Source organism: Winogradskyella psychrotolerans, from assembly GCF_018860565.1.
In the GTDB taxonomy this organism is placed as follows: Bacteria; Bacteroidota; Bacteroidia; order Flavobacteriales; family Flavobacteriaceae; genus Winogradskyella; species Winogradskyella damuponensis.
The window spans coordinates 267,394-283,632 of record NZ_JAHKPS010000022.1 but is presented as its reverse complement, the minus strand read 5'-3'; the positions used below and the strand labels follow the sequence as shown (position 1 = coordinate 283,632).

Sequence of the window (16,239 nt, the reverse complement as noted above, 5' to 3'; positions counted from 1 at the left end):
AACTTTATTTATGGCAAATTTAATTAGCGTTAAACAACTACATATCTCTTTTTATAAAGACAAGGTTGAAAAACAAATTATAAAAAACATTTCATTTGATATAAAAGCAAATGAAATTGTAGCTGTTGTTGGAGAATCTGGTTCTGGCAAGTCCATTTCGTCATTAGCTCTAATGGGTTTATTACCCAAGCAGATTTCCCAAATTACCTCTGGCTCTATCTTATTTAAGGATAAAGATCTCGTTAGTTTGCCTGAAAAAGAATTTCAAGCCCTAAGAGGAAAAGACATTGCGATGATTTTTCAAGAACCTATGAGTTCTTTAAATCCATCGATGCGTTGCGGGAAACAAGTTGAAGAAATCTTAAAACAACACTTTAAATTATCAGCTACAGAACTAACATCTGAAGTTATAAACCTCTTTGAAAAAGTAAAACTTCCCAATCCAGAGCGAATTTTAAAGGCTTATCCACATGAAATTTCTGGTGGACAAAAACAACGCGTCATGATTGCTATTGCTATTGCCTGTAAACCTAAATTACTCATTGCAGACGAACCAACAACAGCATTAGATGTAACCGTTCAAAAAGAGATTTTAGAGCTATTAAAAGACATCCAAACAGAAACAGAAATGAGTGTCTTATTTATTTCGCATGATTTATCCTTGGTTTCTGAATTAGCAGATCGTGTTTTAGTGATGTATCAAGGCCAAATTGTAGAACAAGGAGCGACTAAAGACATTTTTCATTTACCAAAGCACACTTATACAAAAGCATTAATTGCAGCAAGACCTTCAACAGATTTTAGGTTAAAACAACTACCTACCATTTCTGATTTTATGACAGGTAATGTGAATACTACTATTATTTCTGAAGCAGATCGCATAAAAAATCATGAAAAGCTATATGCACAACAACCGCTATTGGAAGTCATTGACGTAGAAAAAACGTACCTCTCAAAAACAGGATGGTTTTCTAAAAATCAACCGTTTAACGCTGTTGATGGAGTAAGCTTTAAGGTATATACAGGTGAAACCTTAGGCTTAGTTGGAGAATCTGGTTGCGGAAAATCTACTTTAGGAAATGCCATACTACAATTAGACAAAGCCACAGCTGGAAGAATTTTATACAAAGGCAAGGATATCACTAATTTGAGTACTTCAGAAATGCGAGCCTTGCGAAAAGATATTCAGATTATATTTCAGGATCCCTTTGCCTCTTTAAACCCTCGTTTAACTGTTGGTAACGCTATTTTAGAACCTATGACGGTTCATAATATTGGAATTTCTCATGAAGCACGTAAAAAAAAGGTAATTGACATTTTAAACAAAGTAGGATTAGATGCTACTGCTTTTGATCGCTATCCTCATGAGTTTTCTGGTGGACAACGCCAACGTATAGGTATTGCTAGAACTATTGCATTAGAACCTCAGCTTATAGTTTGTGACGAGTCTGTTTCTGCTTTAGACATTTCTGTACAAGCACAAGTTTTAAACTTGCTGAATGATTTAAAAGCGCAATTTGGATTTACTTATATATTTATTTCGCACGATTTGGCGGTTGTAAAATATATGTCTGATCAACTATTAGTAATGAATAAAGGAAAAATTGAAGAAATTGGAGATGCAGATATAATTTACGCTTCACCAAAAAAAGCTTACACAAAAAAGTTAATTCATGCTATTCCAAAAGGATTATAGCATGAATACTTTTTTTGCTAATTTAAAAACATTTGACACTAACTCAAAAGTGTTTTCTAATACTGAAAACTCATCGTTTTCATTTAAAGTAGGTTCTGGTAGATTTGGTTTTGATTTCATAAGCAGTAATTCATGGTAGATTTGGGGCAAAAAGGTAAATTAAGTTTATGGTAAATCAGGTTAATTTAATTCATTTTGTTTGGGACTGCAATATGTAATTTATTTTTATTTAATCAGCTAAAACACATAATTAATCGTTGAAATACACTTAATTTTAACATTTAACATATTTTATTGTTATTTTTCGTACAAAAAAACCGCTATACATTAGCGGTTTTAAATTTATTATGTAAGCTATTTTTATAATTCCATTTCGGGAATATCACCTTCAATAATCAATTCGCCTTCTGTTGCTTTTTTAATCTCTTCTACAGAAACACCTGGTGCGCGTTCTAAAAGTTTAAATCCTTTTGGTGTTACTTCTATAACCGCCAAGTTTGTTACTATTTTCTTTACACAGGCAACTCCAGTTAATGGTAAAGAACACTCTTTCAGTAACTTAGATTCACCCGCTCTATTCGTATGCATCATGGCAACGATAATGTTTTCTGCGCTAGCAACTAAATCCATAGCACCTCCCATACCTTTAACCATTTTACCTGGAATTTTCCAATTAGCTATATCGCCTTTTTCTGACACTTCCATAGAACCAAGTATCGTTAAATCAACATGTTGTCCTCTAATCATCGCAAAACTTGTTGCTGAATCAAAAAATGAAGCTCCAGGCAAAGTCGTTATGGTCTGTTTTCCTGCATTAATAATATCGGCATCTTCATCACCTTCAAAAGGGAAAGGTCCCATTCCTAAAACACCATTTTCACTTTGAAATTCGACATCAATATCATCTCTTACAAAATTTGCTACTAATGTTGGAATCCCAATTCCTAAATTAACATAGTAACCGTCTTTTACTTCTTTTGCAATGCGTTTTGCTATTCCGTTTTTATCTAACATAACTATGCTCTTTGTCTAACTGTTAATTGTTCTATTCTTTTTTCATATGTCTCACCTTGAAAAATACGTTGAACAAAAATGCCAGGAATATGTATTTGATTAGGATCTAAATCACCTACTGGAACTAATTCTTCAACCTCAACAACAGTAATTTTAGCTGCTCCACACATGTTTGGATTAAAATTTCTTGCTGTTCCTTTAAAGATTAAGTTTCCGGCAGCATCGCCTTTCCATGCTTTTATAAAAGCAAAATCGGCTTTAAACGCATGCTCTAACACATACATTTTACCATCAAACTCTCTTGTTTCTTTACCTTCTGCAACTTCTGTTCCGTAACCCGCTGGAGTATAAAACGCAGGAAAACCTGCCTGTGCTGCTCTAGCGCGCTCAGCTAATGTTCCTTGAGGTATTAACTCAACATCTAACTCACCTGAAAGCATTTGACGTTCAAACTCATCATTTTCGCCTACATAAGAGGAAATCATTTTTTTGATTTGTTTTTGATGTAGTAATAAACCTAAACCAAAATCATCGACTCCTGCATTATTAGAAATACAGGTTAAACCTTTTACTTTGCGTTTTACAAGTTCTGCAATGGCATTTTCTGGAATTCCAGATAATCCAAAACCGCCAAACATAAAGGTCATATTATCACTAACACCTTTTAGCGCCTCTGTAATATTGTCCACTTTTTTATTAATCATATATAAAGAAATTTTGCTTCTGAAAAATACAAAACTATGCTCTTACTTTATAATATATAGTCATAAAATAAGGGTGTGACTATTACAGATTATTAGAAATCGAAGTCAATAACCCCTTCTGGGTCTTCGTTGCCACCAAGATCCCCTTCTCCTTTAACATCACAATCAATATTAATGGTTAAGTTTGAAGGTTTTTCAAATTCATCTTTTGAAATATCTAAAGTTTCATCTTCATAACAAGCCTTCATATATAAACCCCATATTGGTAATGCCATAGACGCACCTTGACCATAGGTAATAGATCTAAAATGTACAGATCTATCTTCAGCTCCAACCCAAACTCCGGTAACTAAATTTGGCACCATACCCATAAACCAACCATCACTTTGATTTTGAGTTGTTCCTGTTTTACCTGCAATTGGATTGTCTAATTCATAAGGATAACCCGTCATTATCTCTCTATACATTGTATTGTATTTATCTACACCTTTAGACCTTAGACGACCTCCAGAAGATCCTGCTTGAGTAACTCCTTCCATTAAGTTTACAGTTACATAAGCAACCTCTTCACTTAGAACATCCTTACTTTCTGGCGTAAACTGATAAAGTACTGTTCCGTTTTTATCCTCAATGCGTGTTACCATTACAGGTTTATTATATACTCCTTTGTTTGCAAATGTAGAATAGGCAGCAACCATCTCGTAAACACTAATCTCTGTCGTACCTAATGCAATTGCTGGTACAGGTAAAATATCTGAAGTAACCCCTAATTTTTTTGCCATTTCTACAACGGGTTGCGGTCCAATTTCGTTAATTAAACGCGCTGTTACTGTATTGGTAGAACTTGCCAAAGCATCTTTAAGGGTTTGTTTCCCTGAATAATTTCCATCAGAATTCTTAGTCGTCCAAGGTTCTGGATTTCCAAATTTATTAGCTTCAATAGTTATTGGAGTTCTTGGAAATGAATCGCAAGGAGAAAATTGTAATTGATCTATCGCTGTGGCATAAACAAAAGGTTTAAACGTAGAACCTACTTGCCTTGTTCCTTGTTTTACCATATCGTATTGGAAGTGTTTATAATTCATACCTCCTACCCAAGCTTTTACATGACCTGTAAGCGGGTCCATAGACATCATACCTGGATGGAAAAACGATTTATAATAACGCATAGAATCTATAGGTTTCATAACCGTATCTACTTCGCTTGCTTTTCCATTTACCCATTTGAAAACCCTCATTTCGGTAGGTTTTTGAAACGAAGCTCTAATCTCTTTTTCAGATTTCCCTTGACTTTTAAGCACCCTCCAACGCTCACCGCGTTTCATATGATCGTTTAGTAATTTATTAACCTCTGAAGTAGTTAAACCTAAAAACGGTGTTGTTTTATTACGTTTTGGAGTATTTTGATTGTTAAATTCTGCTTGTAATCTTGGCATGTGTTGCTCAATAGCATCTTCTGCATATTGTTGCATTCGAGAATCTATTGTTGTATAGATTTTTAAACCATCTGTGTATAAGTCGTATTTACTACCATCTGGCTTTCTATTCTTTTTATCACTTGTCCATTCTTTCATGAAACCTCTAAGGTATTCTCTAAAATAAGTAGCAATCCCTTCACGATGTGATTCTGGAGAATAATTTAAATCTAACTCTGTTTTTTGAAGTGAATCTTTTACCTCTTCAGTAATAAATCCATATTTGTTCATTTGAGCTAAAACAACATTACGTCTATTTCTAGTCCCAACAGGGTTTCTATGTGGTCTAGGATTATATAAGGTTGGATTTTTCAACATTCCTACAATCATAGCCGATTCCTTGATATCTAAATCTTTAGGTTCTTTACCAAAATATATTCTAGCGGCACTACGTATACCATCTGCATTGTTATTGAAATCAACAATGTTAAGATATTGGGCTATAATTTCTTCTTTTGTGTATTGACGTTCTAAACGAATAGCAATAATCCATTCTCTTACTTTCTGAGAAAGACGTTCAATAATATTACTAGACACTTGTTTTGTAAATAAATTCTTAGCTAATTGTTGAGAGATTGTACTAGCTCCTCCTCCGCTTCCTAATTTATAAATAGCCCTAAGTGTACCTCTGCCGTCAATACCTGAATGTTCGTAATGACGCACATCTTCAGTCGCAATTAAAGCATCTACAATATTTTGAGGTAATTCTTTAAAATCTACAGGCGTTCTATTATCGTTAAAATAGAATTTACCTAATGTTTTATCATCTGAAGAAATGATTTCCGAAGCTAAATTAGTTTCAGGATTTTCTAACTTGGTGTGATCTGGCATTTCACCTAAAAATCCCCAAGAAGCGAATAGAAATAATAATACAAAGGCTAAAACACCTCCTAAAAATACCATCCAAAACCAACGTACATATTTTGAAAAATCTAAAGTTTCTGGTTTAGATTTCGTTGTTTTCTTTTTTGCCATAATTACTACTTTTGAGCCTGTTCTACTCTAAAACCAATATCTGTTATACCTTCTAAATTTTTAACACCATTAACATCGCCATTATGTCTCATGGCATGTTGAATATTTACGGTGTAATCTCCTTCTTCATTAAACCTAAAAGGTTCTTTATAACCTCTAAACCACAATTTATTCTCTTTTAAGTCTGAAAAACCTGTTCCTAACAATTCTCCATTTGGAGCAGCCATTTTATATTCTAAAGTGTCTTTTACTGCTTTTCCGTTTGGATAATTTAATTCTACTATAAGAAATAAGTTACTAAATTTATAAGCATCTGTATTTCTTAAATTAACAAACAAATTGTAATTTTTTAAAGTATCAGGTGCTTTAAAATTAAAACTAGCAACAGAATCCTTATGCCATTGATTTGGAACTGATTTATATTGGTCAAACACAGCTTCTGAGTCACAACTCGCCAATAAAAAACAACTGATTATAACCAAAAATAATCCATTAGTCTTTCTTCGCATTTGTATTTGTTTTGGCTTTTGGTTTTTGATTACGGCTTCGATTTTGAGTTTTATTTTTACTGTTATTACTCTTATTGTTGCTCTTTCTATTCTTGTTATTTCTGTTGTTCCTGTTATTTTTACGTTTCTTATTCGGTTTTGGACTATCAAAACGCGTTAAACTATCTTGACCTACAACGTTCTCAAACTCATTTTTAGTGTCTTGAATGTGCTCTACCGCATATTCTTCAAGGCTTGCGACTTTTTCTTTTCTTTTGTTTTTTTCAATAATTTCGTTGGCTTGATCTGTGGTAATAATATGCCAATTCATCCATTCGCCTTCATAGGCATACCACATTAATCCTTTAAAAATGTCTGTTTTTTGGCAAACTGCATTTCCTTTTTCTGTATATAATTTAGTGTCTGATTTAGGAAAAGCTTTTAAAGCATCTAAGTAGGCATCTAACTCATAATTAAGACAACATTTTAATTTTCCACATTGTCCGGCAAGCTTTAAAGGGTTTAAAGATAATTGTTGATAACGTGCTGCAGATGTACTAACAGATCTAAAATCTGTTAACCATGTAGAACAGCACAATTCTCTACCACAGGATCCAATACCACCTAATCGTGCAGCCTCTTGTCTAAAGCCAACTTGCTTCATCTCAATACGTGTCCTAAACTCACGTGCAAAAACCTTAATTAATTCTCTAAAATCTACGCGCTCTTCTGCGGTATAATAAAAGGTTGCTTTGCTGCCATCTCCTTGAAATTCTATATCTGAAATTTTCATTTTCAGCTTTAAATCTATAGCAAATTGACGTGCTTTAACCTTCATTGGTTCCTCTCTGTCTCTAGCTGCAGACCAAATATCGATGTCTTTTTGTGACGCTTTTCGGTATATTTTTAAAACATTTTCAGTGTCATTAAGTCTTACTTTTTTGCGTTTCATTTGTACCCTTACCAATTCTCCTGTAAGTGTAACCATACCTATATCGTGGCCAGACTTTGCCTGTGTTGCCACTATATCTCCAATGCTTAATGTGAGGTTTTCTGTATTTTTATAATAGTGTTTTCTGCCGTTTTTAAAACGCACTTCAACACCAATAAATGGGTCTTGTCCGTTTGGAAGCGACATATTAGCTAACCAATCAAAAACAGTAAGTTTATTGCAGCTATCTGTACCACAAGTCCCATTGTTTTTGCATCCTTTTGGTTGGCCATCTTTACCAGTTGAGCAACTGTTACAAGCCATAAAAATTTTATATATTAAATCTAGAAATAAAAAAATCTAGATATAGGATTCGTAAATAATTAATGAGTAAAGATAAGATTATTTCTCTAGTTATCTAAAGTCAAATTGTTATTGCTGCACGTCATTCTTATATGACACTAAAAAGTTCAGTGTTCATATTATTAATATTTTCAATTATTAAGTGTGACATCTAGGTGAATTCTATTTCGTAATTCAATTTATTAGACAGCGATTTTAACTGTGTTTTAGACTTAAAGATATTAGAAAACAATGTATTGCTCCAGCCAATTCGTTTTGAGTATTTATTAAAGCTTTCCTCTTTCCAATTAAAGCCTTCTTTCCAAAATTTGTTTGGTGATACATAGCAAAATGTATAATCAAAAATAAAACTCGATTGGTTTTCTGAATCTAATTTAGAAATTGTATTAGGAGCCATAAGCGTTATATTATTACTTGCGCAAGTTGCTCTTATTGTTTGTATAAGGTCAGGGTAATCATTAGCTAACGATGAGATATCAAAATCGTTATATTCTGTATTTCCAATTTTCTGAATTGGACGAATTTGCAATATATCAAAGCTTTTGGCATCAAAATGGTTAAAAAACTCACTAAGCTCGTAAAAATTATCCTTGTTGAAGGTATAGTTTATTCTAACTTTAAAATCATAAGTTTCTTTAAGCTTCTTAAAAACATTAAACGCATTATGAAATTTCTCATAATTAGCTTTTTTCATAAAGCCTTCGTAGCTTTCTTTTGTAACGCCATGAAGTGAAATTGTAAACTCATTTAAACCTGCTTTTAAAAGTGCTTCAATCTTTTCTTCAGTTAATAAATTAGCATTTGTCGTTATAGAAATATAGGGTACTTTATACTGCTTGCCTAATTCTACAATTTTTACAAGATTTTTATACAATGTAGGCTCAGTACCGCAACCTATTTGAAGCTTTAAGGCACGTTTAAAAATAGTTTTTGCTACTAAATTTAATTCTTCATCTTTAAATTGTCCTTTTAGTGTTTTTACATAATCTTCATCCGTAAAATAACACATTTTACAACGCAAATTACAAGCCATTACAGGATCTAAATTAACGGCTAAATACCGCTTATTAAGTTTATGCAACAGAAAAAGCCCAAAGAACTTAATCCTATGGCTCTTAATTTTTCTGTTAAGTTGTAATAGCTTGTAAATATTCATTTAAATTGTTTTGCCTAAGGTATCAAAAATATTACGCAAGTCCTTTTTATATGGCAAATGATCTGCACGTCCTTTTTTAAAAATATCATTGCTATTGCCCTGCCCTTTGCGTAATGCTTTTTGCTCTTCGTATGGTAATCTATTTATTTCCATACAGTTTGAAGAACAACAATTTTCCATTTTTTCCTTACATTCATCACATTGAATAAATAATAAATGACAAGCTTCATTAGCACAATTTGTGTGCATATCTGCTGGTTTTCCACATTGGTGACAATTGGCAATAACATCATCACTGATACGTTCTGATCGTCTTTCGTCAAAGACAAAGTTTTTACCTAAGAATTTATTTTCTAAGCCTTCAGCCTCAATCTGTCTAACATAGTTAATGATACCTCCTTCAAGCTGAAATACGTTTTTAAAGCCCTTATGCTTATAATATGCACTTGCTTTTTCACATCTAATACCTCCAGTGCAATACATCACTAGCTTCTTGTCTTCTTTGTGTGCTCTTAAATCTTCTTCAATTAAATCTAAAGACTCTCTAAAAGTATCTACATCTGGTGTTACGGCATTTTTAAAATGACCAATTTCACTTTCGTAATGGTTTCGCATATCTACCAGAACCGTATTTGGGTCTTCAATAAGCTCGTTGAATTTTTTAGCATTAACATGAACACCTTTATTAGTCACATCAAAAGACGCATCGTTTAATCCGTCTGCTACAATTTTTTTACGCACTTTAACTTTTAGTTTTAAAAAGGCAAAATTATCGTGCTCTATAGCAATATTTAATCTTACATTTTCTAAAAACGAAATGGTATCCAGATGTTTCTTAAAAGCTTCAAAGTTTTCTGCAGGTACAGAAAGTTGCGCATTAATTCCTTCAGTGGCCACGTAGATTCTTCCTAAGACTTCTAATTCATCCCAAGCGAGAAACATGTGGTTTCTAAAAATTTCGGTATTGTTAATTTTAGCGTACTTGTAGAAAGAGATGGTTAAGCGTTCTTTTCCCGCTTGTGCAATAAGTTCTGCTCTTTCTTTGGCACTTAAGTTATTGTACAGTTGCATGCTATACTAATTTTTAAGGTTAAAGAATAAAATAATAAGCGACAAAGGTATTATTTTTAGTACAAAAGCTTCAAAATAAGCACAAAAAAAAGCACTCTGAATATTTCAAAGTGCTTTTACAGATTAACTTACCAACTTAAAACAACTTAAAAAGTTAATCTACACCGGCTTTACAATTACTGAGAGTTAAACAGTAACTGAAACACCTAATGCTTTACTAATTGTGTTGTTTATAAAACAGAGAAATCAAAAGATTTACCTCTGCTTTCTAAAACTTTTTCATAGCAATTAATTCCTTTTTCATTTAGTAGATGTAAAAAGTGCAAAAGGGTTGCGTAATAAAAGTGAAAAAACGTTATTTTCTTTTACAGTTATTTTAAAACAAAAAATGAAATAAATAAAATAAGTGGTATTTTTGAAGACAATTAATTTTAAGAAAAAGAACAAATGAGTAGCGAAAAAGATGCAAAATTAAAAGCTTTAAAACTAACGTTAGATAAATTAGATAAAGCTTATGGTAAAGGGACTGTGATGAAAATGAGCGATCAGGCGGTTGTAGATGTAGATGCTATTTCCTCTGGTTCTTTAGGTTTAGATATTGCCTTAGGCGTTGGTGGATATCCTAGAGGACGTGTTATTGAAATATACGGCCCAGAATCTTCTGGTAAAACAACACTAACACTTCACGCCATTGCTGAAGCGCAAAAAGCGGGAGGCATTGCTGCATTTATTGATGCAGAGCATGCTTTTGATCGTTTCTATGCCGAAAAATTAAACGTAGACATTGACAATTTAATTATTTCTCAACCAGATAATGGAGAACAAGCTTTAGAAATTGCTGATAACTTAATTAGGTCTGGTGCTATTGATATTGTTGTAATTGACTCTGTGGCTGCCTTAACACCTAAGAGTGAAATTGAAGGTGAAATGGGAGATTCTAAAATGGGCTTACATGCGCGTTTAATGTCTCAGGCTTTAAGAAAATTAACAGCTTCTATTAGCAAGACCAATTGTACCGTAATTTTTATTAACCAATTACGTGAAAAAATTGGTGTCATGTTTGGTAACCCTGAAACTACAACAGGTGGTAATGCCTTAAAATTCTACGCTTCTGTGCGTTTAGACATTAGACGTTCTACACAGATTAAAGATAGCGACAGTAATGTAATGGGTAATAAAACGCGAGTTAAGGTAGTTAAAAACAAAGTTGCTCCACCATTTAGATTGGCAGAATTTGATATTATGTATGGTGCAGGTATCTCTAAGGTAGGAGAAGTTTTAGATTTAGCCGTAGAACACGAAATTGTTAAAAAGAGTGGTTCTTGGTTTAGCTATGGAGACACCAAGCTAGGTCAAGGTCGTGATGCTGTTAAACTTTTAATACAGGATAATCCAGACCTGATGGATGAATTAGAGGAAAAAGTGAGAGCGCTCATTAATGAATCTAAATAAATTGAATTAAAAAAATCCTGACACAAAATCAGGATTTTTTTAATTTTAGACGCAACCATTTTGCACTTTTTACATCTATATTATAGAAATTGATTAATTAATGTATGAAGAAATTTGTCCTAATCGCCTTTTTACTTGCCTCAATATTAACTTCATGTAATGTTGACGATGTCAGTAACCATGATTTTTATTTAGAAATTGTACCTATTGATAGCGTAGTAATGCCTGAATATTTTGTAAAAGGCGAAGTTTACCAAATAGATATAACGTATACACAGCCAAGTTCATGTTACTATTTTAATGATTTTTTTTATGAAATAGATGGACAACAAAGAACCGTTGCAGTTGTAAATACAGTATATACTATAAACAACACAACATGTATTGATGCCCCTGAAGAAGTAACCGTTCATTTTAATTTTCATGCCACTGGAAGCGAAACCTATGTATTTAAGTTTTTCCAAGGAGAAGTTGAAACAAACGGAGTAACTGTTGACCAATACTATATTGTAGAAGTTCCTGTTGTGTTATCTGACGATTAAAACATGCGGACATTTAAAACTTTAATTATTAACTAACTCTATAACAAATGTGAGTTTAGACCAACTCATAAAAAATTGTATTAACAAAGATGCTCAAGCTCAAAGCCAATTATACAAGCAATTTGCAAGTAAATTATTTTCGCTTTGTCTTAAGTACTCAAAAAACTATGCAGAAGCAGAGGATAATCTGCACGACGCATTTATAACTATTTTTAATAAAATAGAACAGTATAATAACAAAGGGTCTTTTGAAGGTTGGCTTAAAAGAATTGCCATAAACACATCTTTGCAACGCTATAGAGAAGATGTAGGCGTTTACGATATTGTGAATGAAGATAATATTAAAGACGTTTCAGTAGATCTTAATGAAAACGACGTAAGTATTAATTATTTACTACAAATTATCCAAGAATTACCAGATAGATATAGGTTGGTATTCAACTTATATGTTTTAGATGGCTATTCTCATGTTGAAATTAGCGAATTGATTAATATTTCAGTAGGCACCTCAAAATCTAACCTAGCAAGAGCAAGGATGATTTTAAAAGATAAAATTGAAGCTTATAACGCAACCTCAAATTCGCGAAGCTTATAAATAATGAACGATAAAAAAAACATAGATAGACTTTTTCAGGAAAAGTTCAAAGATTTTGAAGTTGCGCCTAACGATGCCGTTTGGGAACGCATAAGCGAAAGTCTTCCTAAGAAAAAGAAAAAACGTAGAGTTATTGCCCTGTGGTGGCAAATTGGTGGTGTTGCAGCCATGGTTACTTTATTACTAACTGTTGGAGTTTCTGTATTTAATACTGATGATAATAATCAGAAATTTCCTATTGTTAATACAGAAAATAGCACCAATGACCTAAACAACAACACAAATACACCAACTCATGAAAGTCCAAACGAGCTAAATACAGTTGGATCTAATAATAAAACCCAAATAGTTAATTCAAATATAGACTCTGAACAAGAATCAAATTTAAACGATTCTAAAGATGATACATCTCAAAAAACGTCTACTTCAAAACAATTAACAACCCCTAATAATTATAATCAAAAGTTAAATTCGGTTGCTAATAACTCTAAAGTTGTAAAACGACCTAAATTGTCTCAAAAGCAACATCGCTTATCATCAAATAAAGACAAAAGCACCAAGATTGCTAACCAAACTAAAACATCAAATTCTAATTTAAAGAAAAACGATAACACTCAATTAGCATCTGAAACAGAAATAAAATCTGCCATTAAAGAGGCCATAGAAAACAGTAACACAGGTATTGCTGCAAATAAATCATCTGAAAACACAAAATCAGAAACACCTCATACAGATTTAAGCAAAACAAATAAGCCAGAAGCCGAGAATTCACTTATTGAAATTCCAGAAAAAGCGTCTATTGAAGATGCTATTGCAGAACAGAACACGACTATTGAAGAAGAAGAAAAAGAAGATGACCAAAACAGGTGGAGCATTGCCCCAAATGTTGCGCCTGTTTATTTTAGTTCTTTAGGAGCTGGGTCTCCTTTAGATCAGCAATTTAATGAAAACTCCAAAAGTTCTGATATTACCATGAGCTATGGTATTGCTGGTAGCTATGCTATTTCTAAGAAATTAAAAATTAGAGCAGGTGTCCATCGTGTAAACCTTAGTCAAACGACCTCAGATGTTTATGCTTATACAGGAGCTGAAACAGCTGCTAGAGGTGTAGATGCTGAGTTTAGTAATATTTCCTTTAAAGGAGGGGAGCAACACGTATCACTTATAAGCTCTACAATGATGAATAAAGCTTCTACTCCAGAACTATTCAACACTAAAATTGCAGGTAAAATTGATCAAAAATTTGGTTTTATTGAAGTGCCTTTAGAGTTAGAGTATAGCTTATTAGATAAAAAATTCGGAATTAATGTTATTGGTGGATTTAGCACGTTTATTTTAAATGAAAATGAAATCTACGCAGATATCAATGGAAATTCGACCTTAATTGGAGAAGCCAACAATATTAATACTACCAGTTTTAGTGCCAATTTTGGTTTAGGAATGAATTACAATCTGTCTAAACAATGGCTTATAAATCTTGAACCCACATTAAAGTATCAAATAAACACATTTAATAATACAACGGGAGATTTTAAACCGTTTTTTATCGGTGTGTATACAGGATTAAGTTTTAGGTTTTAGGTTTTAGGTTAATTTAATTTAGGTTATTGCAGCAAGTAAGCTATGATAAATGCAATGATAACAAAAGCTACTCTTGGTTAGAGTAGCTTTTTTTTGTTATTTGATGACGACTTAATTCATCCCAAATTAAAGTCCGTGTTTTTTCATTTAATGCTTTAGTATCTGCAGCCTTTAAACCATTTGTTGGCAAAAAATGATGAATTTTGGCTCGCATTTTACCAGGACCTCCACTAAAAAAAGTATATGAAAATCGCTTTTTATTATCATAGAAAGTTATTGGTACTACAGGTATTTGATGGTTAATTGCCAAGCGAAACGCTCCATCTTTAAATTCATCTAATAAAATATGCTCTTCTGGTACACCACCTTCAGGAAAAATACAAATACTTACTCCCTGTTTTAAGCGTCGTTGTGCTCTTAAAAAAACAGCTTGTCTGCTTTGAGCACTACTTCTATCTACTAAAATACAGGTACGTTTATAAAAGAATCCAAACAATGGAATTTTTGCGAGTTCTTGTTTTCCTACAAAGACAAAAGGGTTCTTAACAGCCACCAGCATTAGCATAATATCTGCCATAGAAGTATGATTAGCTACAAACATGTAACTTTTATTAGAATCAGGCATTTCTTCTCTTATGATTTTATACCCAAAACCCATACCTATTAAAATAAACTTAGACCAAATGCGTGCTAGTTTAAAAAAATACCGATACCATTCCTCTCTAGAGATAGAGATAATTAATAAAGGGAACAATACAATAATTGGGATAGTTACCAAAATGTAGAACCAAATGCGATATAAAAGCCAAAATGGATATTTCAAAAATGCCATAGCATCAAAACTAATTAATTAAATTAAATGACTTCTTATAGTTCTACTAAAAAATTTACCTTTGTTTATTATTTAAGTTTAATTTAAAGAGATATCTGCATGCGCAGGTAATGTTATGGCAAGAATACTAACAGGAGTACAAAGCACAGGCACACCACATTTAGGAAATATATTAGGTGCTATTTTACCAGCAATAGAAATGGCTAATGATGCTAAAAACGATTCATTTTTATTTATCGCAAATTTGCATACGCTAACACAAATTAAAGATGCTGAAGAATTAAGAAATCACACTTATTCTGTTGCTGCAACTTGGCTAGCGTTTGGGTTAGATATTGAAAAAACCGTATTTTATAGACAAAGTGATATTCCGCAAGTAACGGAACTCTCTTGGTATTTAAGTTGTTTCTTTCCTTACCAACGTTTAACATTAGCACATGGATTTAAAGATAAAGCCGATCGTTTAGAAGACGTTAACTCTGGTTTATTCACCTATCCAATGCTTATGGCTGCGGATATTCTGTTGTATGATGCAGAAATCATTCCGGTTGGAAAAGACCAATTACAACATATTGAAATGACACGTGACGTCGCTTCTCGTTTTCATGCTAAAATGGGAGAAGCTTTTGTTTTGCCTGAAGGAAAAATACAAGAAAACGGCATGCTTATTCCTGGTACAGATGGCGAAAAAATGAGTAAAAGTCGCGGTAATTTTATTAATATCTTTTTACCTGAAAAACAATTACGTAAAAAAATAATGTCTATTGAAACCGATAGCACACCTCTTGAAGAACCAAAAGACTGGACAACATGTAACTGTTTTGCTATTTATAGTTTATTAGCTTCTGAAGCTCAAATTGCAGAAATGAAGGCTAATTACGAAGGAGGAAATTACGGTTATGGCCACGCTAAACAAGCCTTGTACGAATTAATCTTAGAGCGTTTTTCTAAACAAAGAGAACGTTATAATTATTATATGAATAATCTTGATGAAGTTGATTCAGCATTAGCAAAAGGTGCCGCTAAAGCAAAATTAGTTGCAGATGACGTTTTGAAACGTGTTAGAGAGAAAGTAGGATATTAAAAAAATGAATTTCAAAAAGCAAGCTCTTAGCCCAATCCTTACTATTTTCGCAATGTTACTGTTATTAATTTCACAATTAATAAGCGAAAAATCTATGGATTGGCTAGGTTATTTAGCTATTGCAGTAATTGTTGTTGCAATTGTAAGCCTTATTATGATGTATAGAGAATCTTATTAATTGAAATCAATATTATTCCAATTAATAAGATTTCTACCTGCATAGGAATTTATTAAATAACCTCAAAAAGCTTACCTAGCAAAAGTCTAATAACTCCTTTCA

16 protein-coding genes are annotated in these 16,239 nt (G+C 32.7%); 7 read left to right on the top strand and 9 right to left on the bottom strand.

The features are described from left to right. Positions 1–10: 10 nt before the first annotated feature. Positions 11–1,696: an ABC transporter ATP-binding protein gene (locus KO504_RS10155; RefSeq protein WP_215926538.1), complete on the top strand. Its 1,686-nt coding sequence runs from the start codon at positions 11–13 to the stop codon at positions 1,694–1,696. Here the strand turns inward: KO504_RS10155 and KO504_RS17400 are convergent. From KO504_RS17400 to trhO, 8 genes are all read right to left on the bottom strand, one after another. Continuing rightward, positions 1,691–1,816, bottom strand: coding sequence for a hypothetical protein (locus KO504_RS17400; RefSeq protein ID WP_289846248.1), 126 nt, complete (start codon positions 1,814–1,816; stop codon positions 1,691–1,693). The genes KO504_RS10155 and KO504_RS17400 overlap by 6 nt on opposite strands. Positions 1,817–2,056: 240 nt before the next feature. After that, positions 2,057–2,710, bottom strand: a complete 654-nt coding sequence (locus KO504_RS10150; RefSeq protein WP_215926536.1) for a CoA transferase subunit B — start codon at positions 2,708–2,710, stop codon at positions 2,057–2,059. Between the two features lie 2 nt (positions 2,711–2,712). Beyond that, positions 2,713–3,414 carry a CoA transferase subunit A gene (locus KO504_RS10145; RefSeq protein WP_215926534.1) on the bottom strand — a complete coding sequence of 234 codons (702 nt, stop codon included), beginning with the start codon at positions 3,412–3,414 and terminating at the stop codon, positions 2,713–2,715. A gap of 92 nt (positions 3,415–3,506) precedes the next feature. Then, a complete protein-coding gene (locus KO504_RS10140; protein ID WP_215926531.1) occupies positions 3,507–5,864 on the bottom strand; it encodes a penicillin-binding protein 1A in 2,358 nt (785 codons plus the stop codon). A gap of 5 nt (positions 5,865–5,869) precedes the next feature. Beyond that, positions 5,870–6,373 carry a gliding motility lipoprotein GldH gene (locus tag KO504_RS10135; protein ID WP_215926529.1) on the bottom strand — a complete coding sequence of 168 codons (504 nt, stop codon included), beginning with the start codon at positions 6,371–6,373 and terminating at the stop codon, positions 5,870–5,872. Then, positions 6,357–7,607, bottom strand: a complete 1,251-nt coding sequence (locus KO504_RS10130) for a PSP1 domain-containing protein (RefSeq protein WP_215926527.1) — start codon at positions 7,605–7,607, stop codon at positions 6,357–6,359. Before KO504_RS10130 ends, KO504_RS10135 begins: the two co-directional genes overlap by 17 nt. Before the next feature lie 190 nt (positions 7,608–7,797). Next, positions 7,798–8,802: a radical SAM protein gene (locus KO504_RS10125; protein WP_215926525.1), complete on the bottom strand. Its 1,005-nt coding sequence runs from the start codon at positions 8,800–8,802 to the stop codon at positions 7,798–7,800. Then, on the bottom strand, positions 8,803–9,873 hold the full coding sequence (gene trhO / locus KO504_RS10120) for an oxygen-dependent tRNA uridine(34) hydroxylase TrhO (protein WP_215926523.1): 1,071 nt from the start codon (positions 9,871–9,873) through the stop codon (positions 8,803–8,805). Positions 9,874–10,320: 447 nt separating this feature from the next. On the opposite strand from trhO, the gene recA reads away from it, so the two are divergent. From recA to KO504_RS10100, 4 genes are all read left to right on the top strand, one after another. Further along, the gene (recA, locus tag KO504_RS10115) at positions 10,321–11,325 is read left to right on the top strand and encodes a recombinase RecA (RefSeq protein WP_215926520.1); all 1,005 of its coding nucleotides are present in this window, start codon (positions 10,321–10,323) and stop codon (positions 11,323–11,325) included. A gap of 104 nt (positions 11,326–11,429) precedes the next feature. Beyond that, positions 11,430–11,867 carry a hypothetical protein gene (locus tag KO504_RS10110; protein WP_215926518.1) on the top strand — a complete coding sequence of 146 codons (438 nt, stop codon included), beginning with the start codon at positions 11,430–11,432 and terminating at the stop codon, positions 11,865–11,867. Between the two features lie 49 nt (positions 11,868–11,916). Next, on the top strand, positions 11,917–12,462 hold the full coding sequence (locus KO504_RS10105; RefSeq protein ID WP_215926516.1) for an RNA polymerase sigma factor: 546 nt from the start codon (positions 11,917–11,919) through the stop codon (positions 12,460–12,462). 3 nt (positions 12,463–12,465) lie between these two features. Further along, positions 12,466–14,043, top strand: coding sequence for a porin family protein (locus KO504_RS10100; RefSeq protein ID WP_215926514.1), 1,578 nt, complete (start codon positions 12,466–12,468; stop codon positions 14,041–14,043). A gap of 67 nt (positions 14,044–14,110) precedes the next feature. Here the strand turns inward: KO504_RS10100 and KO504_RS10095 are convergent, their stop codons facing one another. After that, on the bottom strand, positions 14,111–14,875 hold the full coding sequence (locus tag KO504_RS10095) for a lysophospholipid acyltransferase family protein (protein WP_215926512.1): 765 nt from the start codon (positions 14,873–14,875) through the stop codon (positions 14,111–14,113). Between the two features lie 115 nt (positions 14,876–14,990). Here KO504_RS10095 and trpS point away from each other — a divergent pair, with 115 nt between their 5' ends. Both trpS and KO504_RS10085 read left to right on the top strand, forming a co-directional pair. After that, entirely contained in the window at positions 14,991–15,959 is a 969-nt protein-coding gene (gene trpS, locus KO504_RS10090) for a tryptophan--tRNA ligase (RefSeq protein ID WP_215926510.1), read from the top strand. 4 nt (positions 15,960–15,963) lie between these two features. After that, complete coding sequence (locus KO504_RS10085; protein ID WP_215926508.1) at positions 15,964–16,137, top strand: hypothetical protein; 174 nt, start codon at positions 15,964–15,966, stop codon at positions 16,135–16,137. Positions 16,138–16,239 lie beyond the last annotated feature (102 nt).